Source organism: Pseudoxanthomonas sp. JC1303, from assembly GCF_058448525.1.
Genome location: NZ_CP185958.1, coordinates 2688092 through 2712386, shown reverse-complemented (window position 1 = coordinate 2712386; position 24295 = coordinate 2688092). Strand labels below are relative to the sequence as shown.

The following is a 24295-nucleotide window of genomic DNA, read 5'->3' as shown; positions in this document are numbered from 1 at the left end:
TTTCGCTTGCGCAGGGAACCTCCAAGCCTACTGCAAGGCGCTGCGTATTCATCGTTCGCGTTTGGGCACAGCGATATACTCCCGCTTCGCCGAGGGGCGCTGCGACCTGGACCGTGCCACACGTGCGCTCCAGGCCAGGCTCGGTGATCTACCTGTGCAACGGCGCCCGGCAACCGCGAGCTCACCGCCCGCCCTTGACCGGAGCAATCCAATGAATGCGCAACTGAAGACCTTTTCGACCGAAGGCGACTACAAGGTCGCCGACATCTCCCTGGCCGACTGGGGCCGCAAGGAGATCGACATCGCCGAGCACGAGATGCCCGGCCTGATGTCCATCCGCCGCAAGCACGCCGCCGCCAAGCCGCTGGCCGGCGTGCGCATCACCGGCTCGCTGCACATGACCATCCAGACCGCGGTCCTGATCGAAACGCTCAAGGACATCGGCGCCGACGTGCGCTGGGCCTCGTGCAACATCTTCTCCACCCAGGACCAGGCCGCCGCGGCCATCGCCGCCACCGGCACCCCGGTGTTCGCCTGGAAGGGCGAGACCCTGGAAGAGTACTGGGACTGCACGCTGGAAGCGCTGACCTTCACCCTGCCCGACGGCACCCTGACCGGCCCGGAGCTGGTGGTGGACGACGGCGGCGATGTGACCCTGCTGATCCACAAGGGCTATGAGCTGGAAAATGGCTCCAAGTGGGTCGACGAGCCGGCGTCTTCGCACGAGGAAGGCGTGATCAAGGCCCTGCTCAAGCGCGTGGCCACCGAGCGCCCGGGCTACTGGACCCGCGTGGTCGCCGACTGGAAGGGCGTGTCCGAAGAGACCACCACCGGCGTGCACCGCCTGTACCAGATTGCCGAGGCCGGCAAGCTGCTGATCCCGGCGATCAACGTCAACGATTCGGTCACCAAGTCCAAGTTCGACAACCTCTACGGCTGCCGCGAGTCGCTGGCCGATGGCCTCAAGCGCGCGATGGACGTGATGCTGGCCGGCAAGGTCGCCGTGGTCTGCGGCTACGGTGACGTGGGCAAGGGCTCGGCGCACAGCCTGCGTGCCTACGGCGCCCGCGTGATCGTCACCGAGATCGACCCGATCTGCGCCCTGCAGGCGGCGATGGAAGGCTTCGAAGTCAACACCATCGAAGACAGCCTGGGCCAGGCCGACATCTACGTCACCACCACCGGCAACAAGGACATCATCACCCTGGCGCACATGCAGGCGATGAAGGACCAGGCCATCGTGTGCAACATCGGCCACTTCGACAACGAGATCCAGGTTGATGCGCTGTACGCCTCCGGCGCCGAGCGCATCAACATCAAGCCGCAGGTGGACAAGTTCGTGTTCCCCAACGGCAACGCGATCTTCCTGCTGGCCGAAGGCCGCCTGGTCAACCTGGGCTGCGCCACCGGCCACCCCAGCTTCGTGATGTCCAACTCCTTCGCCAACCAGACCCTGGCCCAGATCGACCTGTGGCAGAACAAGGACGTGTACGAGAAGACCGTCTACCGCCTGCCCAAGCAGCTCGACGAGGAAGTGGCACGCCTGCACCTGGAGAAGATCGGCGTGAAGCTGACCACCCTGAGCAAGTCGCAGGCCGACTACCTCGGCGTGCCGGTCGAAGGTCCGTACAAGCCGGATCACTACCGCTACTGATCGGCTGGCAATTCATCGCCAGCATGCAACGAAAACGGGCGCCGAAAGGCGCCCGTTCTCATTTCGGGCGACACACAGATCAGAACACGACCTGGAAGCGCGTGTTGAACGTATAGCCCTGGTCTTCGCCCTGATAGGCGCCACTGCGGTTATCGGTCTGCCAGCGGATGGCGTCGAACATGACGCGCGAGTAGTCGTTGAGGTACCAGTTGGCGCCCACGGTCCAGGCGTGGCCGGTGCCGCCGGTGGGCAGCTCGCTGTAATCCACGTCCTCGTAGCGGGTCCGCACTTCCCAGGCACCGCGACCGCCGGCGGTAACCGGATCCTCGACCTTGACCTTGCCCCAAGTGCCGGTCTTGGCCGCGTAAGCCGGGGTGGCCCCGGTCAGGAACAGCCCCGCCGAGATCGCCCACGCATCATGGTCCACATCGTAGCGACCGGCGGTGCCGACACCCTGGAGATTGCGCGTGCCCCATTCGCCGGTGATCCAGGACGGACCGAAGAAGCCGGCCGCTTCCACACCATAGCCGGTCCCGCGCTCGGGACCGGCGAGCGAGCCGGGTGAGATCTTGATCAGATCGTTGAAGTGGCCGGCGATGGAGGAACTGCGCAGCACGCCGCTCGAACCGGCTTCGATGTCCTCGCGGAAGGCCCATGTCCCCAGGTGCACGGTCGCCGTCTTGGTCAGCAGCGGATTCCAATGCGCGCGCGCGGCGACGGTCAGCGTGTCGTTGTCGTCGCCCACGTTGCTGAGGTCGTTGCCGGCCACCGACAGGCTGGCGTGCCAGCCGTTGCCCATCACGCGCTCGGTGAGGCCCACGCCAAAGAATCCGCGCTGGGGCATGATCAACGTGCCCACCACGTTGCGGTCGGGGAATGGCGTATTGGACGTGCTGCTGGAGCCATCGAAGCCACGGTCGTTGAGACGGTTGCCGATGCTCAGGTCGCCCTGCAGCCCGAACAGATGGTGCTCGATGCTGACGTAGGCCGACTTCCACGCCACCTCGTTGTCGGCGAAGTCGCCTTCCACCGCATAGCTCAGGCGGCCGTAGCTACCTTCCGCGCCCAGGCGCGCCGAGCGGATTTCCGTGCCGGAAAGATTGCGGTCGGCAAAGTCCGAGCCGCTTGTGCTGGACGCATCGACGAACAGGCGGCCGCGCGGCCGGAAGGTAATCGAGCCATCGGTGTTGGAGAACTGCGGGGCGCCCTTGGACCAGCTGACCTTGGGCGCCTTGGCCTGCGCGGCCTCGATTTTGGCGAGGCGCGTTTCGAGCGCGGCATCCTGCGCGGGCGTCGTTGACGCTGGTGTGGGTGAGGTCGTGGAGGACGCGCTGGTTGTACTGCCTTCGACGACCTTCAGGCGCGCCTCGAGCTGTTCGATCTTGAGCGCCTGGGCTTGGACCAGGCGCGTCAATTCGTCCTGGCTCAGCGACTGGGCTTGCGCGTGACCTGTGGTCAACAGCAGGCCGATGGCCACCGTCAGCGCTGCCTTGGGCAGCACGTGGAATCGTGTCATGGGGAACTCTCTCCGGGCACGGCGGCTCACTGAGCGGCGGCGGCCCACTTGCGGGTGGTGCGGGGGACTTTGGGAAACGCCGCCGGCCGTACGGGCCGGCGGCATGGATCAGGCGATCAGCTGGTCGCGCCCTGCTGCGCGCTAGGGCGCCAGGTGATCAACCTGTTTTCGACGATGTCGAGCAGGGCGTCGATGATCAGGACGAAACCTGCCAGGACGATGATGCCGGCGAACACCCCGACCGCGTTGAAGTTGCCTTCGGCCTGCGCGATCAGGTAGCCCAGGCCCGCGGAGGCGCCGAGGTATTCACCGATGATCGCGCCGACCACCGCGAAACCCACCGAGGTCCGCAGTGAGGACAGGATCCAGCTGGCCGCCGCCGGGAAATACACGTGCCGCAGCAGGTCGCTACGCCCGGCACCGAGGATGCGCGCGTTGGCCAGCACCGTGGGATTGACCTCGCGCACGCCCTGCATCGCATTGAAGAAGGTGGTGAAGAACACCAGCGTCACCGCCAGCGCCACCTTGGACCACAGCCCCAGGCCCAGCCACAGCACGAAGATCGGCGCCAGTACCACGCGCGGGATCGCATTGAAGCCCTTGATGAACGGGTCCAGGATCCGCGCCGAGCGCCGGCTCAGTCCCAGCCAGACGCCGCCGGCCACGCCCATGGCGGTGCCGATCAGATAGCCCAGCGCGGTTTCGGTCAGGGTGATGTAGACATGGTGGTAGAACGAGGTATCCGACAGCCAGGTCCACATCTGCCGGGCGATGCCCGACGGCGCGGGGAAGAAGAACGGATCGATCAGGCCACTGGCCACGCCGGCCTCCCAGCCGCCGAACAGCAGGACGATCAGGGTGATCTGGATCAGTTTGTCAGTCTTGGCGTGCATAGCTCTTCTCCACTTCGCCGCGCAGGCAGGCCCAGATATCGCGGTACAGGTCGGTGAATCGTTGGTCCAGCTTGATCTCGGCGACGTTGCGCGGCCGCTCCAGATCGACATCGAAACTGCGCACCACGCGGCTGGCCGGCCCGGCCGACAGCACCACCACCCGATCGCCCAGCGCGATGGCCTCTTCCAGGTCGTGGGTGATCAGCACGACCGAGCGGCGGTCTTCCTGCCACAGGCGCAGCAGTTCGTTCTGCATCAGGTGCCGGGTGTGGATATCGAGCGCGGAAAACGGCTCGTCCATCAGGATCACCTTTGGTTCGACGATCAACGCCTGCGCCATCTGCACGCGCTTGCGCTGGCCTCCGGAGAGCTGGTGCGGGTAGCGATGCTCAAAGCCGGACAGGCCGACCTTGGCCAGCCAGGCGCGCGCCTTTTCCTCGCGCTCCTTGGCCGCCACACCGCGGAAGCGCAGGCCGAGTTCGACGTTCTGCAAGGCGGTCTTCCACGGCAGCAGCGCGTCCTGCTGGAACAGGTAACCGACCGACTCCTGCACCCCCTTCACCGGCGTGCCGTCGATGCTGATCCCGCCGGACGCCGGCGTCAGCAGGCCTGCCACGGCGTTGAGCACGGTGCTCTTGCCGCAGCCGGTCGGGCCGACGATCGCCACGAATTCACCGTTGCCGACCTGGATGTCGACGTCGCGCACGGCGGTGAAGTCACCGAAAGACATCGTCACCTTGTTGATGGCGACCATGGTTTCGGTCGGTCCGAGTTGAGGTGCGCCGTTGAGGCTGCGCACTTTGGCGTTGAGCACCATGATGGTTTCCTCCGCTTACTGCTTGGCCGTGGCTCGCGTACTGCCGTCCGCGGCCAGCGCGCGATCGACGAACGAGTTGGTGTAGGTCTTGGACAGGTCGACGTTGGCGTCGGCGACGCCCTTGTTGAACTCGCTCAGGACTTCGAGCGGGGTCTTGAGGTCTTCTGCGACAAAGCGGCCATCCCGGGTGAAGATGGCACGGGCGTTCTCTACGGCCTTGGCATAGGTGGCGCGATCGCCGGACACGTAGGAATCGGGCAGCGCGGCGACGATTTCCTCGGCGCTGTGGTCGGCGATGAAGCGCAGCGCCTTCTGCTCGGCCTTGACGATCTTCTCCACCGCGTCGGGTCGCTCTTTCAGGAACGAGGACTGCGCATACAGCACCGAGGTCGGATACAGGCCGCCGTAGACCTGGCGTGCGCCCTCATCGCTGCGCGCGTCGATCAGGATCTTGCCGACCTTGCGCTCGGCGATCAGCGTGGCCGCCGGGTCGTAGTTGACCAGCAGATCAACCTTGCCCTGCTCCAGCGCGGCCACCGCCGCGGCACCGGAGCCTACGCCGATCAGCGACACGGCATCTTCAGGGATCTTGTTGCGCGCCAGGTAGTGGCGCACGAAGAAGTCCGACGACGAGCCCGGCGCGGTGATGCCGACCTTCAAACCCTTGATGGTGTCCGGCTTGCCCGGATCGAACGTGCTGTCGTTGGTGCCGGCCAGGACCAGGCCCGAGTTGCGCGAAAGCAGGATGAAGGCGGTGACATCCTTGTGCTTGGCCTGCATCTGGATGGTGTGGTCGTAGAAGCCCACCGCCACGTCAGTCGAGCCGGCCACCAGCGCCTGCAGCACCTTGGAGCCGCCCTGGGCGAAGTTCTCGGTCTTGACGTCGAGCCCGGCGTCCTTGAAGTACCCCTGCGCGTCGGCGATGAAGAACGGCAGGTTGTTGAGGTTGTACGAGCCGACGCTGATGCGCACCGGGTCGGTACTGGCCGCGGCCTTGGCATCGCCGGCATCGGTCTTCTTTCCGCACGCGGAAAGCGCGAGCGTGGCGGCGACCAGCGCCGTGGTCATGAGTTGTTTGTACATTGATCCCTCCCAGGATGTATGGCGATGCGATGTGCGATGGACCGGGGCGACCCGGCAATTCAGGTCATGCCGCTGAGGTCCATTCGGCAGCGATGGGGGTACGTGGCGACGGAGCGAACACCCGGCCTTCGAACAGGCGACGCGCGGTCCGCACGACACTGGCGATGACCGCCTCGGAGCCGGCGGCGCGGCTGAGCCCGACGGCCAGGCTGCCACTGGGGTGTTCAAGGGTAATCGTCGACGGCACCGGCACGTCTCCCACCATGGTGTGGGCCAGTGTGCCTGCGGTGACCGCCGCGGTGGCCAGTCCAACCGCGCCGGTGATGGCCAGCGCGGTGTGGCACTGGTGCGGCATGAAATAGCGGACCTGTAGTTGGCCGCCATGCTGCGGTGGGGCAAGCAGCACCGGCTTCGGGATCACCCGGTCGGCGGCGTCGGCGATGCCCATGCGGTGCCCTGCCTCGACGCGGATCGCCTCGATCCGCGCCAGCAGCGCGGCATCGGCATTGAGCTGGGCCGGCGGCTCGTCGCCACGCAGACCCAGCGCATCGGCACGCATCAGCACCAAAGGCATGGCGCAATCGACCAGGCTCACCTCCACGTCGTCGATCCATTCGCTGGCCAGTCCGGTCGGCAGCAGCTTGCCGGTCCGCGCGCCTGCGGCATCCAGGAAGGACAGCGAGATCGGCGAGGCGGTGCCGGGCGCGCCGGCGATGCGGGTATCGCCCAGGTAGGACACCTGGCCGTTAGGCGTTTCCACCGTGGCGACGATCACCTTGCCGGTGTTGACGTTGTGGATGCGCACCTGGGTGCGCGGGTGCCGCGCCGGCACCAGGCCGCGCTCGATCGCGTAAGGCCCCACGGCAGCCAGCATGTTGCCGCAGTTGGGCGCGGTATCGACCACGCGCTGGTCCACGCGCACCTGGGCGAACAGATAGTCGACATCGGCGTCGGGTCGGCTGGCACGATCGATGATCGCGACCTTGCTGGTCAGCGCATTGCCGCCGCCGATGCCGTCGATCTGCAGCGGATGGCCCGATCCCATCACCTCCAGCAGCAGGCGATCACGCTCGGCCGTGTCGGCAGGCAGGTCCGAGGCCAGGAAGAACGGCCCCTTGGAGGTGCCGCCGCGCATCAGAACACAGGGGACGCTGAGCAGGTCGTTGGACATGGGCGTGTTAGATTCATACCAATTCCGGATTAATCACCCGGTGTGATTCGATACTGGCATGGACACGATTGATCTGTGAATTGCTATTTTTTAAAGGATTGATCCGATATGAGCATGAATTGCGAGATCCTCGACTTGCGCGCCTTCTTGCTGGTGGCCGAGTCGCGCAGCTTCCATCGCGCCGCCGAGACCCTGCATGTCTCGCAACCGGCATTGAGTCGACGCATCCAGAAGCTGGAGCAGGCGATCGGCTCGCCGCTGCTGGAAAGGACGACGCGCAGCGTGGCCACCACCGCGGTCGGTGAGAATCTGCTGCCGCTGGTGCGACGCATGCTGGAGGAGTTCGACGGTTCGCTGTTCGCACAGCGTGGCGACCAGATCGGCAGCCAGATCACCATCGCGTGTCTGCCCACTGCGGCGTTCTACTTTCTGCCCAGCGTCATGGCGCGCTTCCACGCCGACTATCCAAACGTGCGCTTCCGCATCCTCGATATCCCGGCCACCGACGGACTGCAGGCGGTGGAGCGTGGCGAGGTCGAGTTCGGCATCAACTTCATGGGCGCCTCGGACCCCAACCTGGCCTTCGATGTGCTGGTCGAGGATCCGTTCGTGCTCGCATGCCGGCGCGACCATCCGCTGGCGAAGAAGCGCAAGATCGCCTGGAGCGACCTGGAGAAGCACCAGCTCATCACCGTGCACCGCACCAGCGGCAACCGCACCCTGCTCGACGGCGCACTGGCACGCGAGAACCTCAAGCTCAGCTGGTTCTACGAGGTGACTCATCTGTCGACATCGCTGGGCATGGTCGAAGCAGGCATCGGCGTTTCGGTGCTGCCACAGATGGCCACACCGCAGGGCGACCACCCGACCTTGGTCACACGGCCCATCGGCAGTCCCGTGGTCTCGCGCACGATCGGCATCGTCCGCCGTCGTGGGGCGATGCTCTCGCCGATGGCCGAGCGCTTCCTGCAGATGTTGCAGAAGCAGTGGAAGCCCGCCGCACGCGCCGCCGAACGGACGCGCGGCTGAGAGGCAGGTCCGCGGCGCCTGGCCAGTCAGTCCGGCAGTTCGGGTTAGCGCTCCACTGGCGCTGAACCTGCGCTTCGGCGCGCGGACCGCGCGGCCGGGCCCGCGCCGTCATGTGCGTGTAAAATCGCGGGTTTTTCGGCCTGTCCCATGGGCAAATCCCTTCACCGCACGCCTGTTGCGGGCCCGGCGTTCGTGCGCCTGCTGGCCCGCCTGGGCCAGACCTCGGTCCCGCCCCTGCAGCAGTCCCTGCCCGACCGGTTGGGCCAGTGGGTGGACTGGAACCGTGCCGTGGTCCTGTCCCGTGCCCTGGACGGAACGCCAGCGCCCGCGCCGGAGGGCACACCGGCCTTCGACGCGGCCGAGGATCACGCCTGCGCCCAGGCCCGCGCCGCGCTGGTGGCCGGAATCGAGGCCGCCTGCGCCCACGCCGTGGCGCCTGGCGCCGATGGCATGGTGGACTTCGCCCCGTTCCGGCGCCGGGTCATGGACCAGCAGCGCGCGATGCAGGCCACCACCGGCCAGCTGCGTGGGCGCCTGCGCGAGCGCCTGGCTGCCGCACCGGCGCCACTGCCGCGCCTGGCCGAGGTCGACGCGGTCATGGAACTCACCCTGAGCCCGCGCGAGCAGACCCTGCTCGACGCGGTCCCCGGCCTGCTGGCGGCGCACTTCGCCCGCGCCCAGCCCGCCCCTTCACCTTCGGACGAACCGGCGCCGCCCCCGGCGCCTGACGTCTGGCAGGACGCCTTCCGCGAAGACATGCGGCAGGTGCTGCTGGCCGAACTCGACGTCCGCTTCCATCCCATCGAGGCGCTGCTGGCAGCGCTTCGCCCCCATGCATCGGGACACCATGCGCACTGACAAGCTCACCCCCATCGCCTTCGCCGTGTTTCTCGCCGGGCTGCTGCCCGTGGCCTGGATCGGCATCGGCTACCTCGGCAACCACCCCATCGGCGTGGCCATGACCCTGGTCATCGCCGCCTGCTACCTGGCCGGCGGACTGGAGCTGTACCGCTACCGCCGCGCGACCGCCACGCTGCAGGCAGCTGCCGCCGACACCGCCGCGACCCAGACCGGCCTGCGCGGCTGGCTGGAACGCCTGGACCCCAGCCTGCGCAACGCCGTGCGCCTGCGCGTGGAAGGCGAACGCGTGGCCCTGCCCGCCCCCGCGCTAACGCCCTACCTGGTCGGCCTGCTGGTGCTGCTGGGCATGCTCGGTACCCTGCTGGGCATGATGGCCACCCTGCGCGGCACCGGCCTGGCGCTGGAAGGCTCGGGCGACCTGCAGGCCATCCGCGGCGCGCTGGCCTCGCCGGTCAAGGGGCTGGCCTTCGCCTTCGGGACCTCGATCGCCGGCGTGGCCAGTTCGGCCATGCTGGGGCTGCTCTCGGCGCTGTGCCGCCGCGAACGCCTGCAGGCCGTGCAGGCGCTGGACGTGGAGATCGCCACCACCCTGCGTCCGCATTCGCAGGCCCACCAGCGCGAACAGGCCTTCGACCTGCTGCAGCAGCACACCGCACTGATGCCGGTGCTGCTGGATCGCATGCAGGCAATGATGGAGACCCTGGAGCGCCAGCAGCTGGCGGCAGGCGAGCGCCTGGCCAGCGGGCAAGCCGACTTCCATACCCGCACCGAGGCCATCCATACGCGTCTGGCCGCCTCGGTCGAGCAATCGCTCAAGGACGGCGTGGCCGAGAGCGCACGCGCCGCCGCCGCCGCGCTGCAGCCGCTGATGGAATCCACCCTGGCCGGACTGGCGCGCGAGACCGCCGGCCTGCACGAGCGCGTCGGCCACGCGGTGCAGCAGCACCTGGAGGGCGTGAGCAGCGGCCTGACCGAGGCCACCGACACGGCGGCCGCGCAATGGCGGGCCGCCGCCGACGCCCAGCGCGAAGCCGCCGCCGCCCTGCCACCGCTGATGGAAGCGACCCTGGCCGGGCTCGCTGGCGAAGCCGCCGGCGTCCACGCGCGCCTTGCCGAAGCCGCGCAGCAGCATCTGGATCGCGTGAGCAGCAGCCTGGAGCAGGCGACCACCACGGCCGCCGCGCAGTGGCAGGCGGCCGCCGACGCCCAGCGCGAGGCCAACACCGCGCTGGCAGCCGGCCTGGACGCCGGGCTGACGCGCTTCGGCGAGACCTTCGCCGGACAGGCCGAGGCGCTGGTCGACAGCGTGTCTTCCCGCCTGGACGCCGGCACCGCCGCCGCCGCGCTGGCCTGGCGCGAGGCCATGGCCGCCCAGCAGGCCAGCAGCGAGGCCCTGGCCACGCGTCATGCGCAGTCCCTGGACACCGCGGCGCAGACCCTGCATGACCACGCCACTGCCCTGGTCGATCGCCTGCAGCAGTCCCACGCCGGCCTGCAGGACACGCTGGAGGCCCGCGACCAGACCCGCCTGGCCGCCTGGACCGAGACCCTGGACGCCACCGGCACCCGCCTGGCCGCGCAGTGGGAGCAGGCTGGGCAGGCCGTCGCCGAGCGCCAGCAGGCCATCTGCGACGCGCTGGGCCAGACCGCCGGCCAGATCGCCGAACAAGGCCAGGCCCACGCCCGCGACACCATCGCCGAGATCTCGCGCCTGGTGGAAGCCGCCTCCGACGCCCCGCGCGCGGCGGCCGCGGTGGTTGGCGAACTGCGCGAGAAGCTCAGCGACAGCATGGTCCGCGACACCGCCATGCTCGAGGAGCGCACGCGCCTGCTGGGCACGCTGGAAACCCTGCTGGACGCGGTCAACCACGCCTCCACCGAGCAGCGTGGCGCGGTCGAGGGCCTGGTCAACACCTCGGCCGACCTGCTCGAACGCCTGGGCGGGCGCTTCAGCGAGCAGATCGAGGCCCAGGCCGGGCGCCTGGACACTGCGGCGGCCCAGCTCACCGGCAGCGCCGTGGAAGTGGCCAGCCTGGGCGAGGGCTTCGGCGCGGCCGTGCAGGCCTTCGGTGCGTCCAACGAGGCGCTGATGGCGCGCCTGGAGCAGATCGCCGCCGCGCTGGACGCCGCGCAGACCCGGGGGGATGAGCAGTTGGCCTATTACGTGGCCCAAGCGCGCGAGGTCATCGACCTGAGCATGCTCTCGCAGAAGCAGATCATCGGCGAGCTGCACCAGCTCTCCGGCAACGGCGCGGGCAACGCATGAGCGAGCTCGAGCTGGACGACGCGTCCACCGCCACCACCTGGGCGGCCTTCGGCGACCTGATGTCGGTGCTGCTGGGCGCCTTCGTGCTGATCCTGGTCGGCGTGATCGGCGTGCAGCTGCAGTTGTCCCAGCGCCTGGACCAGGAGGTCAAGCAGCGCCAGGCCGAGGCCCAGCGCCGCAAGACCCTGGAGCAGGCGCTGGCCGCGCCGCTGGCCGCCGGCCGGGTGACCCTGGTCGACGGCCGCATTGGCATCCGCGGCAACGTGCTGTTCGCACTCAACTCCGACCAGCTGCAGCCCGAAGGGCGCGAGGTCCTGCGCAGCCTGGCCGCGCCGCTGGCCCAGTACCTGGCCGCGCGCGAGGAGATCCTGATGGTCAGCGGCTTCACCGATGACCGCCCGGTGCTGGACACCAACCAGCACTACGCCGACAACTGGGAGCTGTCGGCCCAGCGTGCGCTGACCGTCACCCGTACCCTGATCGCCGAGGGCGTCCCGGCCGGGTCGGTCTTCGCTGCGGCCTTCGGGGCCCAGCAGCCGGCCAGCCCCAACACCACCGAGGCCGGCCGCGCCCGCAACCGGCGCGTGGAGATCGCCCCGATTCCGCGCCAGACCGCCGCGGCGTCGACACCTGCCACGCCCGATGGCCACTGAGCCCAGCCCCGCGCAGCGCATCGCCGCCTGGCGGCAGGCCGGCGCCGACCGCATCGATCCGGTGCGCTTCCACACCCTGGCGGCCTTGGCGACCCGCACCGCGCAATTGCACGGCCAGGCGCGTGCGCTGCTGGAAGCGCGGCTCGCCGCGCTGGCGGAGGACTACGCCCAGATCCTGAGCGCCCGCGCAACGCCGTCCACCACCGACGACGTTCGCCCCATCGATGCGAAACGAGGCACGTCGCTGTCCACGCTGCTGACGCAGTTGGGCACAGCAAGGCAGCCACCCGCTAAAACAGAAATCGATGCGGGAGCCTCACCCAATCCGCGCCCGCCGGCCAACAGCGCACAAGCGTCGACCCAGCGCCTGGCAGCGGCCACCGACAGCCTCCCGGCACTGGACGAGTTCCGCCAGCTATGGACCCGCCTGCGCACCGAGGAACAGCTGCGTCAGTCGAGACAGGAAGCCCCCGAGGATGCCGGCCCGCTCAACTCCGGGGTCCTGGTCCACCGCGCCATCGCCCTGATGCGCGACGCCGCCCCTGGCTACCTGGGGCACTTCCTGGCCTACCTGGACGCCCTGGCCTGGCTGGAGCAGATGCAGGGCGGCGGCGGCCTGCCCGCTGCGGACACTGCGACACAGGCACCGATCACGGGACGGCCGCCACGCAGGAAGCCTCGCAAGCGCAGCGGCTGACCGCCACCGCGCACCGGCGGACGCAGAAGGACCGACCGGCGCGCTTCCTGCTGACGAACGAGGACGCGATGGGGCCTCAGAACCGCATCGTCAGCCCCAGGGTCAGGCTGCGGCCGTAGCGGTAGTAACTGTTGAGCAGCAGCGGGTTGCCGTTGATGCTGGTGGTCTGCTCATCGTCGAGCAGGTTGTTGCCTTCCAGCGAGACGGTGAACATGTCGTTGATGTTGTAGGTGATGTGCGCGGTCAGCCAGGTGAGCGGATCGGCCTCTTCGTTATAACCGGCGCCCAGCACGTTGACGGCGCTGACGAAGCCGTCGGTATGGTCGGCGGTCACGCCCAGGTCCCACGGGCCCTTCTCGTACATCAGGCTCACCGAATAGACCGACGGGGCGATGCCTTCCAGGGGGCGCTTCTCGCCATCGACCCAGCTTTCGGACCAGTTGCGCGTGTATTGCGCACGGAAACCCAGGCCGTTGTCCCAGAAGTGCTGCAGGCCGGCCTCGATGCCGTGCACCTTGGCGTAGTCGCCGTTGATCGGGCGCATCACATTGAACAGGGTCGGGCCTGGCGAGACCACGTTGCCATCGGCATCGCTGATGCCGCCCACGCCGATGTCCTGGCCGGTCTCCCAGCTGGTGGTGATCTGGTTGTCGATGCGCTTGTAGAACACCGCCAGGTTGGCGATCGAGCGCTCGGTGAAGTACCACTCCAGCGAGACATCGCCCTGCTTGGCGGTGTAGGGCTTCAGATCGACGTTGCCGCCATAGACCTGGGTGAATTCGCCCCAGGACACGCTCTCGGTGCTGCTGGTCGGTGCCAGCTGCTCCACCGAGGGACGCGCCATGGTCTTGGCCGCGCCCAGGCGCAGCTGCAGGTCGTCACTGATGTGGTAGACGAAGTTGGCCGACGGCAGGACGTAGGTGTAGTTGCCCTTCTGGCTGATGCTGGTCGGGGCGGCGTAGGCGGCGGTGTAGTTGAACGCCCCGTTTTCGGTGATGCTGGTGATCTGTGCATCCCAGGCCTGTGAGGTGGTGTCGGTCTTGACCACGCGCACGCCGGCGTTGCCGTCCCAGCGCTCGCCGGACAGGTCGGCCTGCACGTAGAACGCGGTGGTCTTCTCGGTCACCCGATAGCTCTGCAGCGGGTTCCACGCCGGCGCGGCGTTGGCGTAGTCATAGGCAGTACCGTCCGGGCGCGTGCCGGTATAGGCGGCCAGGGCCGCCTCGTAGGCCGGGACGTCGAAGGCGATGAAGCTGCGCGGGAAGCTGGAGTTCACGCCGCTCATGAAATTGGGCAGCGAGTACACCGACAGCAGGTCCCCGCCGAGGTCGCCGACGTTGATCGCGTTGTCGCCAGAGTAGTAGTCCGCGCCCCCGGTCAGGGTATTGGTGATCAGGTCGCGCGCTTTGCGGCGATCGGTCAGGGTCACGCCGAACTTCAGGTGATCCACGTGCCAGGCGCCCACGAACAGATCGCCGCCCAAGGTGCCGCCATTGATGCGGTCGTCGATGTTGTCGCCGGCCAGCTCGTTGTAGTGGGTGAGAAAGTCGTTGGCGCCGAACTCGCCCTTGGGCAGGCCGCTGGTCCAGTCGCGACCATCGTCCAGCGACGTGGTGACGTTCGGGATGCCCGACGGATTGAGGGTGATGGTCGTGGTGTTGGGCTGGTTGAGCCGCAGCACCACGTAACTGTCCTGGCCACCGGAATGGCGACGCGAGGTGGAGCGATAGACATCGCCGGTCAGGGTGAGGTCATCGTTGACCTTCCACTGCGCGTTGGCCCCGTACAAGGCGGTGTCGACCACGCGGTATTCGGTCTTGTTGAGCAGTTCGGGATTGAGGCGCTGCTCCGGATCGGGGTTGTCCAGGGTCAGGCCGGTGACGATGCCGTTCTGCACGGTCACGTTCGACCAGCGGCCGGGCGAGAACAGCGGGTAATAGGACTGCTGGTAGCCGACCTGCGGCGAGTCTAGCTTGGTCTTCAGTCCATCCACGGTCAGCCTGAAGCTGTCGCTGGGGCGCCACTCGAACTTGCCCGAGAACGCGGTGCGCTTCTTGTCTTCCAGGATCGAGCCGACGCGGAACTGCCCCGGCCCGATCAGGCCGTATTCGTCCGGGTCCAGCTCGCCGTTGCCGTTCAGGTCGATGTTGCCGCCCCAGGCGTTGCCGCCCCAGGACGGGTCGCTCGGATCCGGATTGCGGGTCCAGCCGCCATCGTTGCCGGCCGTGTCGGTGCGGTCCTTGCGGCGCGCCGACACCACGCCCAGGATCACACCCATGGTGTCGTCGGCAAAGGTATTGCTGTAGACGCCGGAGAACTTGCGTCCGTTGAGGTCGGACATCTGGTTGCGGTCGCCTTCCACGCGCACCACGCCATGCTGGCCGGGCTGGTCGAAGGGACTGGCCGAACGCAGGTTGACCAGGCCGCCGATCGCGCCTTCGGTATTGGCCGCCTCGGCGCCCTTGATGACATCGGCACCGCTGATCACATCGGCCGGCAGCACGTCGTAGGCGAAATCGCGCCCCTCGCCGTCGGTGGCCAGGATGCGACCGTTGAAGGTGGTCAGGGTGTATTCCGGGCCCAGGCCGCGGACGCTGACCTTCTGGCCCTCGCCGCCGGCGGTGCGGCTGATCGACACGCCGGTGATGTGGCTGAGCGAATCGGCCACGTTGTTGTCCGGGAACTTGCCCAGTTCCAGCGCGGTGATCGAGTCCTGCACCGTGCTCGCATCACGCTTGAGATCGTTGGAGCGCGTCAGCGCGGCACGCACGCCGGTGACCTGGACGGTCTGCAGGTCGATGGCGTCCTGTGGCGTGCCGGACGGGACGGTGTCCTGCTGGACCTGAGGCCCACCGGTCGCAGGCGCCTGCGGGGCGGCCTCCTGTGACCAGGCCGTGGCCGGCATCAACAGGGCAAGGGCAATTCCATGACACAGACGGCGGCGCTGCAGAGGGACGGCTTTCACGGCGATCTCCTGGAGAGGAAGGCTTGTGGGGGCCTGGCTGGTGAAGCAACGAAACCGAGCCTAAATGATGTTTCGTTTTGTATCAATAGCGAAATTTAACGAAATGCCCGTATACTCTGGAATGTTTGCCCCAGGAGCCCCCATGCCGTCTGTTACTCGCGACACCAGCCAGCGCCGGCTGCAGATCAGCGAACTCGTGCGCCAGCACGGCAGCGTACAGGTCACCGCGCTGGCCAGGCAGTTCGGTGTGAGCATGCAGACCGTGCGCAAGGACCTGCGCTACCTGGCCGAACGCGGCGTCATGGCCCGCGCCTACGGCGGCGCGATCGACAGCAACGTCGTCGGCAGCAACGCCAACGAACCGCATTACGAAACAAAGCGCACCGCGCATCTGGATGAAAAGCGCAGGATCGGTGCGCGTGCCGCCGCACTGGTCGCGGCGGGTGACACCATCGCCATCGATTCGGGAACCACCGCGATCCAGCTGGCCGAAGCCCTGCCGGATCTGGAGATCACCGTGGTCACCAACGACTTTGGCGTGCTGTCCGCACTGACGCCCAAGTCCAACATCAACATCGTGATGCTGGGCGGCGAACTGCGCCGCAAGAACATGGCCTTCTACGGAGGCCTGACGGTCGAGGCGCTGGATGCGCTGCATGTGGACAAACTGTTCCTGGGCGTGGACGGCTTCGACCTGGAGCGCGGCATCACCACCCACTACGAGCCGGAGGCCATGCTCAACCGAAAGATGGTCGAGGCGGCACGGGTGGTCGTGGCCATCACCGACAGCTCCAAGTTCGGCAAGGTGTGCCTGCATCGGATCATCCCCGTCTCGGGGCTGGACACGCTGATCACCGATACCGGCGCCCCCGATGACATCACCCAGGCCTGTCAGGCGCTGGGCTTCACCATGATCCGCGCCTGAGCCACCCGCGCCGTCACTTGCCGCCCGCGGCGGCTGATCGGTCCTTCAATCCGAAGACCCGGATGGCGTTGCGATAGTAGAGCTTGTCGATCACCGCGCGCGGCAGGGCCAGGCCTGGAACCTCGACATTGAGCATGTCCACACGCTGCGACTCACCGGTGGCCAGGTATTTCCAGTCCGAGGTCCAGGACGCGTGTGCCTCGGCCTTGAACGTGGCGGGGTCGGCATCCGGCCCCTGGGTCAGATCGGTGCCATACAGCAGCCGATCCTGATAGCGGACGAAGAAGTCACGCACCTTGGATGGATCGCGCAACGATTGGTACTGCACCTGGCTCATGCGGGCGGCCAGGTCGACCGTGGCCTGCGGGTAGGCGTCCAGGAACTTCGCCAGCACGTCCACGTCGTATTCCAGGCTGGCCATGTGCGCGCCGACGAACTTCAACTGCGGATGCGCGGCCACGAACCGGTCGCGCGCGGCCATCAGGTCCTCGTGCGAGGGCATCTCCGGATGCAGGTACATGTAGTAGTCCGGATGCTTTGAAAAATACTCGCGATCGTTGTCGGTGGTCATCTTGTCCAGCGGCAACCAGCAGTTATAGGGCTCGGCCTGGTGCGCGATCAGCGGAACGCCGAGTTGCTGGATATGGTCGGCGACGGGGGACAGCCCGGGATCGTCCAGCATGATCAGCTCGCCCTTGGCGTTGCGCTCGACCATGCCGATGTTCTTCCACACCTTCACCGCCCTGGCGCCCTCGGCCACCTCCTCGTCCAGGCGCTTGTTGGTCGACGCCAGCCAGCCAGGCGTCCCGAAGCCCTTCATCGAGAACGTCGCCGCCCAGTGGAAGCGCTGCGGATCGTCCTTGGCCAGCTTCAGCGCGGCCCGGTGCTGCTGTTCGATACTCGGAAAATCAGGGTAGTCGACGTTGATCGACAGCAACTCGAAGTTGTCGGTCCGCGCCAGCTGCAGGAATACAGGATCCGCGCCATTGGCATGCACGTGCGCGTCGAACTTGCGCACCTTGGCGTAGTCATCCATGGCGTAGGTCGCCGAGACCCGCGGCGCGACCGCGTCCGCGGTCGACGCGGACGCCACCGGCGACGCCAAGGGCGAACACGCCACCAAGCAACATGCCCCGATCGCCACACCCATCACTCGCCGCATCTGACGCATTGCCCACCCCAGCAGTAATTAAACGAAACTTATTGGAACCATATCGCAACAAAACGCTTGCATCAACGCGGACCGCATGCGCAGAATGCATGCCATCTCCACCGGATCAGCCCGCATGCCCCCGATTGGACGTCGCACCGCTCTGAAGTTCATCGCCGGCAGCGTGGCCGGCGGCGTGACCTGGAGCACCATGCCCTGGGCGCGTGCCGCGAGCGCAGACTCGGATCGACAGGGCGCGCACTCGCAGGCTGGCGATGCGGTGCTGGGCGTCGCCTTCGATGAGCGCATGCGCACGCGCCTGTCGGCGTGGGGCGCGCCGTTGACCGGTTGGCAATCCAGCGAGACGCTGCTGCTGGATAAAGGCGAGGTGACCGATTTCCACCTCGACGACCAACAGGCCCACGACCTGGACGACCCGCGCCATGGGCGCGGCCGGCAGGTGGTGTTCACCGGCCGCGCCGCGCAGGGCGTGGAAAAGCAGGTCGCGGTGAGCCAGTTCGATGCCCTGCCCGGCCTGGCGCTGGTGCAGGTGCGCTATCGCAATGTCGGCAGCACCCCGTTGAACGTCACCGGCTGGCGCAGCAGCGCGCACGAACTCAGCGATGCGCCCGGCGGCTTCTGGAGTTTCTCCGGCGCCACCCATACCGACCGCCGCGACTGGGTGCAGCCGCTGGGCGATGGGTTCGACCAGCGCAACAGTCTGGCCATGGACTCGTCCGACTACGGTGGCGGCACGCCGGTGGCGAATGTGTGGCGACGCGATGTCGGCCTGGCCATCGGCCATGTCGAGCCAGTGCCGCGCCCGCTGGCCATGCCGGTCAAGCGCACCGCGACCGGCGCCTCGATCGCCATCGAAGGCCAGCAGCCGACCACCCTGGCGCCCGGCGCCGAGCTGGTCACCGAGCGCACCTTCCTGGCCGTACATCGCGGCGACTTCTATGCGCCGCTGCAGCAGTACCGCCAGTTCATGGCGGCCGAGGGGATCGAAGGCCCGCGGCCGCCGGACTCGGCCTTCGCGCCGATCTGGTGCGCGTGGGGCTACGAACGCGATTTCACCGTCAAGCAGATCTTCGACACGCTGCCCAAGGCTCAGGCGCTGGGCTTCGAGTGGGCGGTGCTGGACGACGGCTGGCAGACCAACGAGGGCGACTGGAAGATCGACCTGAAGAAGTTCCCGCGCGGCGAGGCGGACATGCGCGCCTTTACCGCGGAGATCCGCAGGCACGGCATGCGTCCGCGCCTGTGGCTGGCGCCGCTGGCCGCCGATCCGGGCAGTGACGTCCTGCACGACCACGTCGACATGCTGCTGCTGGACAAGGACGGCGCCTTCCAGACCGTGACCTGGTGGAACGCGCTGACCCAGTGTCCGGCCTACCAGCCGGTGATCGACTTCTACGTGGCGCTGGTGAAGAAGATCATCGGCGACTGGGGCTTTCAAGGCATCAAGCTGGACGGCCAGCACCTCAATGCGGTGGCGCCCTGCTACAACCCGGCGCACAAGCATGCGCGGCCCGAGGAATCGGTCGAGGGCCTGGCCCGGTTCTGGCAGGCGATCTACGACGCCGCGCACGCGGCCAATCCCGAAGCGGTGGTTGAACTGTGCCCGTGCGGGACCGCGTTCGCCTTCCACAACCTGCCGGCGACCGACCAATACCCCGCCTCCGATCCACTGTCCTCGTGGCAGGTGCGCAGCAAGGGCAAGTCGATCAAGGCGCTGATGGGCGATCGCAGCAGCTATGCCGGCGACCATGTCGAACTGTCCGACGGACGCGATGACTTCGCCTCCAGCGTCGGCGTCGGCGCGGTGATCTCGACCAAGTTCACCTGGCCCAAGGACACCGACCATCCCGCCGAGCCGCTGCCGCCGGGCGGCTTCGTGCTCACGCCCGCGCGCGAGGCGCTGTGGCGCAAGTGGGTCGATCTGTACAAGACGCACATGCTGCCCCGGGGCGAGTACCTGGGCACGCTGTACGACATCGGCTTCGACAAACCCGAGACGCACGTCATCGCCAAGGAGGGGGCGCAGTACTACACCTTCTATGCACCGCGCTTCGATGGACAGGTGGAACTGCGCGGGCTGGGTCCGGGCCTCTGGAAGGTGCGCGACCTGTTCAACGAACGCGACCTGGGCGTGGTCCAAGGACCGGTCGCCAGACTTCCCGCCCGTTTCGAACGCTTCCTGTTTGTGCAGGCCACGCGCCTGCAAGCCACGCCGGAGGCCGCCGCGTGAGCGCCTCCGCCGCCACGGCCGCGCCGCGTCGTCGCCCCTGGCTGACCTATGCGCTGGCGACCGTGGCGCTATGGGGCGTGTGGGGCGCGCTGTCGCCGCTATCGGCCGCGCATGGCTTCCCGGACACGCTGGTGTATGTGGTGTGGGCACTGACCATGCTGCCGCCTGCGCTGTACATCCTGTGGCGCGGCGGCTGGCGCCTGGAACGCTCGCCCCGGGCCATCGTCTATGGCCTGACCATCGGCCTGCTCGGCGCGGGCGGCCAGATGCTGCTGTTCCACACGCTGACCATCGGCCCGGCGTACTTCGTGTTCCCGATCATCTCGCTCTCGCCGGTGGTGACCATCGCGCTGTCGTTCGTGCTGCTGCGCGAGCGCACTGGCTGGCAAGGCACGCTGGGCATCGTGCTGGCGCTGGTCGCGCTGCCCATGCTGGACCTGTCCTTCGGTCGTGGAACGGGCGACGGACTGGGTTGGTTCCTGCAGTCGCTGTTGATCATGCTGGCCTGGGGCGTGCAGGCGTTCTTCATGAAGCTGGCCAACGACAGCGTGCGCGCCGACAGCATCTTCGCCTACATGACCATCGGCGCGCTGCTGCTGGCCCCCGTGGCGCTGTGGATGACCGACTGGTCGCAGCCGATCAACACCGGCCTGACCGGTCCGTGGATGGCCGCCGGCATCCAGGTGCTCAACGCCATCGGCGCGCTGACGCTGGTGTTCGCCTTCCGCTATGGCAAGGCGATGGTGGTCGCGCCGCTGAGCAATGCCGGCGCACCGCTGGTCACCGCCGCGTTGTCGCTGCTCTTCGCCGGCGTCGTCCCGGGTCCGTTGAAGGCCGCCGGCCTGGTCCTGGCCCTGGTTGCCTCGCTGCTGCTGGTGCTCGAACCCGAGCGCCCGGCCAACGCCCCTCTTTCCTGATTCGGATCACCCGTCCATGCAAGCCCTGCTCGACCTCATCGCGCGCCACCGTTCCGGTCATGCCGTCGGCGTGACCTCGATCTGCTCGGCGCACCCCATCGTCATCGAGGCCTCGCTACGCCACGCGCAGCGCACCGGACAGGACCTAGTGCTGTTCGAGGCGACCTGCAACCAGGTCAACCAGGACGGCGGCTATACCGGCATGCAGCCGAGCGACTTCGTCGCCTTCGTGCACAGCATCGCCCAGCGTGTCGGCTTCGACGTGGGGCGCATCGCCCTGGGTGGCGATCACCTCGGGCCGAACCCGTGGACATCGCTGGATGCGGCCGCGGCGATGGACAAGGCCGACGTCATGGTGGCCGCCTACGTGGCCGCGGGCTTCCGCAAGATCCACCTGGATTGCTCGATGGCCTGCGCCGGCGACCCGGTGCCGCTGCCGGAGGCCGAAATCGTGCGCCGCGCGGTGCGCCTGGCGCGCGCGTCCGAGGCCGCCTGGCAGCAGGCCGGCGGCGAGGCGCCGGTCTACGTCATCGGTACCGAGGTCCCCGTGCCCGGCGGCGCTACCGAAGCCATCGAAGGCCTCGCCCTGACCACGCCCGAAGCGGCGCTGGCCACCATCCAGGCGCATCGCACCGCCTTCGCCGAGGCCGGCCTGGAAGACGCGTGGCAGCGCGTGGTCGCCTCGGTCGTGCAGCCGGGCGTGGAGTTCGACCATCACAGCGTCATCGACTATGCGCCGGACAAGGCCGTCGCCCTGAGCCAGGCGATCACCACCGTGCCGGACATGGTGTTCGAAGCGCACTCGACCGACTACCAGACCCGCGATGCGCTCGACGCGCTGGTGCGCGACCACTTCGCCATCCTCAAGGTCGGCCCCGGATTGACCTTCGCCCTGCGCGAGGCGCTCTGGGCGCTGGATGCGATCGAGCGCGAATGGATTCCCGCCCAGCGCCAGGCGCGCCTGCGCGAGGTGGCCCTGCAGCGCCTGCATGACGCACCCGGGCACTGGCGTCGCTATTACCACAGCGAGGGCGCGGCTCTGGCCATCGACCTCAACTACAGCCTGTCCGACCGCATTCGCTACTACTGGCCGGATGCGCGGATCGAACAGGCGCGCCAGCACCTGTTCGACAACCTGCGCGACAACCCGCCGCCCATCTCCCTGATCAGCCAGTTCCTTCCCCACGCATTGCACGCCCTTCGCACCGGAACCGCGACGCTTGACCCGCAGTCCCTGGCCATGGCGCACATCAGTGCCGTACTCGATGACTACCACCATGCATGCCATGACCAAGACCGTTCCTGAGCTCTTCGGCGCCACCGAAGGCGAACTAGAGGCCACCAAGGCCATCTGGACCGCGCGCGAGATCGCCCAGCAGCCGCAGATGCTGCGTCGTACCCACGCGCTGGTCGCCGAAATGCACGCCCAGCTGCAGGACTTCGTCGCGCCGATTGCCGACAACCCGGCCGCGCGCGTGATCCTCACTGGCGCGGGCACCTCGGCCTATCTTGGCCAGTGCCTGGCACCGCTGCTGGACCGGCGCCTGGCCGCGCGCGTGGACGCGGTGCCGACCACCGACCTGGTGAGCGCGCCGCAGTTGCACCTGGATCCGGCGCAGCCGCTGCTGTTGATCTCCTTCGGCCGCTCGGGCAACAGCCCGGAGAGCATCGCTGCGGTCGAACTGGCCGAGTCCCTGGTGCGCGAGGTGCGTCATCTGGTGGTGACCTGCAACGCACAAGGCCAGCTGGCCAACGTGCCAGTCAGGCAGGCGATGACCGTGCAGTTGCCGGAAGAGACGCACGACACCAGCTTCGCGATGACCTCGTCCTTCAGCTGCATGATGTACGCCGCCGTCGCCGCGCTGCTGCCGGCCGGGGCGCTGGACGCGCGCATCGAACCCATCGCGCGGGCCACCGAGGCGGTGATCGCCGACGCGCTGCCACTGCTGCGCTCACTGGCCAACGCCCACCACGAACGCGTCGTCTACCTGGGCAGCGGACTGTTCCAGGGCCTGGCGCGCGAGGCCACGCTCAAGCTGGGCGAACTGACCAACGGCGCGGTGGCGACGTGCTACGACTCGCCGCTGGGCTTCCGCCACGGGCCCAAGACCTTCGTCACCGGCGACACACTGGTGATGGTGTTCGTGTCCAACGATCCCTACACCCGGCGCTACGACCACGACCTGATCGACGAGTTGCGTCGCGACGGGGTGGCGTCGCGGGTGATCGAGATTTCGGCTCAGCCACGCAGCGAAGGTGCCGATACGCTGGCCGTGCCGGGCCTGGCCGATGCGGCGGATATGGACTTGTTGTGGCCCTACATCGCGGCCGCGCAGATCTACGCGTTCCTGCATGCGCGCGTGCGCGGGGTGACGCCGGACAACCCGAATCCAGCCGGCATCGTCAACCGTGTCGTCCAGGGCGTACGGCTGTACGCGCTGGACGCCTGAGCCGATGGCTGCACACGCGCTCTACCTGGGCGTCGACGGGGGCGGTACCAAAACGCGCTTCGCGCTGATCGATGCCGCCGGCACGCTGCTGGCCGAGACCCAGCTGGGCACCGCTTACCATCCCCAGGTCGGGCTGGACGGGGTCCGCCGCATTCTGGGCGAAGGCATCGCCACGGTGTTGGGGCAACTGAATCGCAGCCGCAGTGACATCGCGCAGGCGTTCTTCGGCCTTCCGGCCTATGGCGAGGACAGCCGCGCCACCGCGACGCTGCAGGCCATTCCCGGCCAGGTGCTGGGCCATGACCGCTATGCCTGCGACAACGACATGGTGTGCGGCTGGGCCGGTTCGCTGGCCTGCGCAGATGGCATCAACATCATCGCCGGCACCGGCTCGATGGGCTACGGACGACGCGGTGAGGCCGCGGCCCGCGCCGGCGGCTGGGGCGAGGCGTTCGGCGACGAGGGCTCGGCCTACTGGATCGCCGTACAGGGGCTCAACGCCTTCTCGCGCATGAGCGATGGCCGCCTGCCGCGTGGGCCCCTGCACGCGATCCTGCGTGCCCACTTCGACCTGGACGAGGACCTGGACATTTGCGCGCATGTCTACGGGGAGGACGTCGGCACGCGCGGCGACATTGCCCGCCTGTCGGTGCAGGTGGCCCAGGCCGCCAGCGAAGGCGACGCGGTGGCGATCGCGATTTTCCAGCGCGCCGGCGAAGAGCTGGCGCAGATCGCCCAGGCACTCCGCGATCTGCTCGGATTCGGACCGGGCGAACCGGTGCCACTCTCGTATTCCGGTGGGGCCTTCAGCGCCGGCGCGCTGCTGATGCAGCCGTTCCAGGCGGCCCTGGCCAGGTGCAGTACGGACTTCGTGCTGCGTACGCCGATCCACTCTCCGCATTACGGGGCCGCGCTCTACGCGCTGCGGCTGGCCGGGGCGGCGCCACGCTGAGCCGCCCGCCGCCACGCACGTGTCGTCCGACGCAAAAGGAATGAA

General features: G+C 67.9%; 19 protein-coding genes and 1 riboswitch. Of the genes, 12 read left to right on the top strand and 7 right to left on the bottom strand.

Annotated features, from left to right (window positions below; genetic code table 11):
• Positions 1–85: 85 nt before the first annotated feature.
• A riboswitch (S-adenosyl-L-homocysteine riboswitch) is annotated at positions 86–175 on the top strand.
• A gap of 36 nt (positions 176–211) precedes the next feature.
• Positions 212–1654, top strand: a complete 1443-nt coding sequence (gene ahcY, locus ACORQU_RS12065; RefSeq protein ID WP_271647081.1) for an adenosylhomocysteinase — start codon at positions 212–214, stop codon at positions 1652–1654.
• A 79-nt stretch (positions 1655–1733) separates the two neighbouring features.
• Here the strand turns inward: ahcY and ACORQU_RS12060 are convergent, their stop codons facing one another.
• The 5 genes from ACORQU_RS12060 to ACORQU_RS12040 form a co-directional block, all read right to left on the bottom strand.
• A complete protein-coding gene (locus tag ACORQU_RS12060) occupies positions 1734–3170 on the bottom strand; it encodes an OprO/OprP family phosphate-selective porin (protein WP_491641405.1) in 1437 nt (478 codons plus the stop codon).
• A gap of 116 nt (positions 3171–3286) precedes the next feature.
• Positions 3287–4063 (bottom strand): ABC transporter permease, encoded by a 777-nt coding sequence (locus ACORQU_RS12055; protein WP_271647083.1) that lies wholly within the window; start codon positions 4061–4063, stop codon positions 3287–3289.
• A complete protein-coding gene (locus ACORQU_RS12050; RefSeq protein WP_271647084.1) occupies positions 4047–4880 on the bottom strand; it encodes an ABC transporter ATP-binding protein in 834 nt (277 codons plus the stop codon). Before ACORQU_RS12050 ends, ACORQU_RS12055 begins: the two co-directional genes overlap by 17 nt.
• Positions 4881–4895: 15 nt before the next feature.
• Positions 4896–5963, bottom strand: coding sequence for an ABC transporter substrate-binding protein (locus ACORQU_RS12045; RefSeq protein ID WP_491641404.1), 1068 nt, complete (start codon positions 5961–5963; stop codon positions 4896–4898).
• A gap of 64 nt (positions 5964–6027) precedes the next feature.
• Positions 6028–7134, bottom strand: a complete 1107-nt coding sequence (locus tag ACORQU_RS12040) for a 4-oxalomesaconate tautomerase (protein WP_491641403.1) — start codon at positions 7132–7134, stop codon at positions 6028–6030.
• A gap of 108 nt (positions 7135–7242) precedes the next feature.
• Here ACORQU_RS12040 and ACORQU_RS12035 point away from each other — a divergent pair, with 108 nt between their 5' ends.
• The 5 genes from ACORQU_RS12035 (at position 7243) to ACORQU_RS12015 (ending at position 12640) form a co-directional block, all read left to right on the top strand.
• A complete protein-coding gene (locus ACORQU_RS12035) occupies positions 7243–8163 on the top strand; it encodes a LysR family transcriptional regulator (RefSeq protein ID WP_271647087.1) in 921 nt (306 codons plus the stop codon).
• Between the two features lie 147 nt (positions 8164–8310).
• On the top strand, positions 8311–9021 hold the full coding sequence (locus ACORQU_RS12030; protein WP_491641402.1) for a DUF3348 domain-containing protein: 711 nt from the start codon (positions 8311–8313) through the stop codon (positions 9019–9021).
• Positions 9011–11290 (top strand): DUF802 domain-containing protein, encoded by a 2280-nt coding sequence (locus ACORQU_RS12025; RefSeq protein WP_491641400.1) that lies wholly within the window; start codon positions 9011–9013, stop codon positions 11288–11290. The genes ACORQU_RS12030 and ACORQU_RS12025 overlap by 11 nt, the downstream gene beginning before the upstream one ends.
• On the top strand, positions 11287–11943 hold the full coding sequence (locus tag ACORQU_RS12020; protein ID WP_491641399.1) for an OmpA family protein: 657 nt from the start codon (positions 11287–11289) through the stop codon (positions 11941–11943). Before ACORQU_RS12025 ends, ACORQU_RS12020 begins: the two co-directional genes overlap by 4 nt.
• Positions 11933–12640, top strand: coding sequence for a DUF2894 domain-containing protein (locus tag ACORQU_RS12015; protein ID WP_491641398.1), 708 nt, complete (start codon positions 11933–11935; stop codon positions 12638–12640). The genes ACORQU_RS12020 and ACORQU_RS12015 overlap by 11 nt, the downstream gene beginning before the upstream one ends.
• 76 nt (positions 12641–12716) lie before the next feature.
• Here ACORQU_RS12015 and ACORQU_RS12010 read toward each other — a convergent pair whose 3' ends face one another.
• On the bottom strand, positions 12717–15605 hold the full coding sequence (locus ACORQU_RS12010) for a TonB-dependent receptor (protein WP_491641397.1): 2889 nt from the start codon (positions 15603–15605) through the stop codon (positions 12717–12719).
• Between the two features lie 142 nt (positions 15606–15747).
• Between ACORQU_RS12010 and ACORQU_RS12005 the strand changes: the two genes are divergently transcribed.
• The gene (locus ACORQU_RS12005; protein ID WP_491641396.1) at positions 15748–16530 is read left to right on the top strand and encodes a DeoR/GlpR family DNA-binding transcription regulator; all 783 of its coding nucleotides are present in this window, start codon (positions 15748–15750) and stop codon (positions 16528–16530) included.
• A gap of 13 nt (positions 16531–16543) precedes the next feature.
• Here the strand turns inward: ACORQU_RS12005 and ACORQU_RS12000 are convergent, their stop codons facing one another.
• Positions 16544–17623, bottom strand: coding sequence for an amidohydrolase family protein (locus tag ACORQU_RS12000; protein ID WP_491641395.1), 1080 nt, complete (start codon positions 17621–17623; stop codon positions 16544–16546).
• A 193-nt stretch (positions 17624–17816) separates the two neighbouring features.
• Between ACORQU_RS12000 and ACORQU_RS11995 the strand changes: the two genes are divergently transcribed.
• Genes ACORQU_RS11995 through ACORQU_RS11975 form a run of 5 tightly spaced genes read left to right on the top strand, consistent with a single transcriptional unit; the run spans position 17817 to position 24250 of the window.
• The gene (locus tag ACORQU_RS11995) at positions 17817–19931 is read left to right on the top strand and encodes a glycoside hydrolase family 36 protein (protein WP_491641394.1); all 2115 of its coding nucleotides are present in this window, start codon (positions 17817–17819) and stop codon (positions 19929–19931) included.
• Complete coding sequence (locus ACORQU_RS11990) at positions 19928–20848, top strand: EamA family transporter (protein WP_491641393.1); 921 nt, start codon at positions 19928–19930, stop codon at positions 20846–20848. The genes ACORQU_RS11995 and ACORQU_RS11990 overlap by 4 nt, the downstream gene beginning before the upstream one ends.
• Positions 20849–20864: 16 nt before the next feature.
• Positions 20865–22154 (top strand): D-tagatose-bisphosphate aldolase, class II, non-catalytic subunit, encoded by a 1290-nt coding sequence (locus ACORQU_RS11985; protein WP_491641392.1) that lies wholly within the window; start codon positions 20865–20867, stop codon positions 22152–22154.
• On the top strand, positions 22135–23298 hold the full coding sequence (locus ACORQU_RS11980) for an SIS domain-containing protein (RefSeq protein ID WP_491641391.1): 1164 nt from the start codon (positions 22135–22137) through the stop codon (positions 23296–23298). The genes ACORQU_RS11985 and ACORQU_RS11980 overlap by 20 nt, the downstream gene beginning before the upstream one ends.
• Positions 23299–23302: 4 nt before the next feature.
• Positions 23303–24250, top strand: a complete 948-nt coding sequence (locus ACORQU_RS11975; RefSeq protein WP_491641390.1) for an N-acetylglucosamine kinase — start codon at positions 23303–23305, stop codon at positions 24248–24250.
• The last annotated feature ends 45 nt before the right edge of the window (positions 24251–24295 follow it).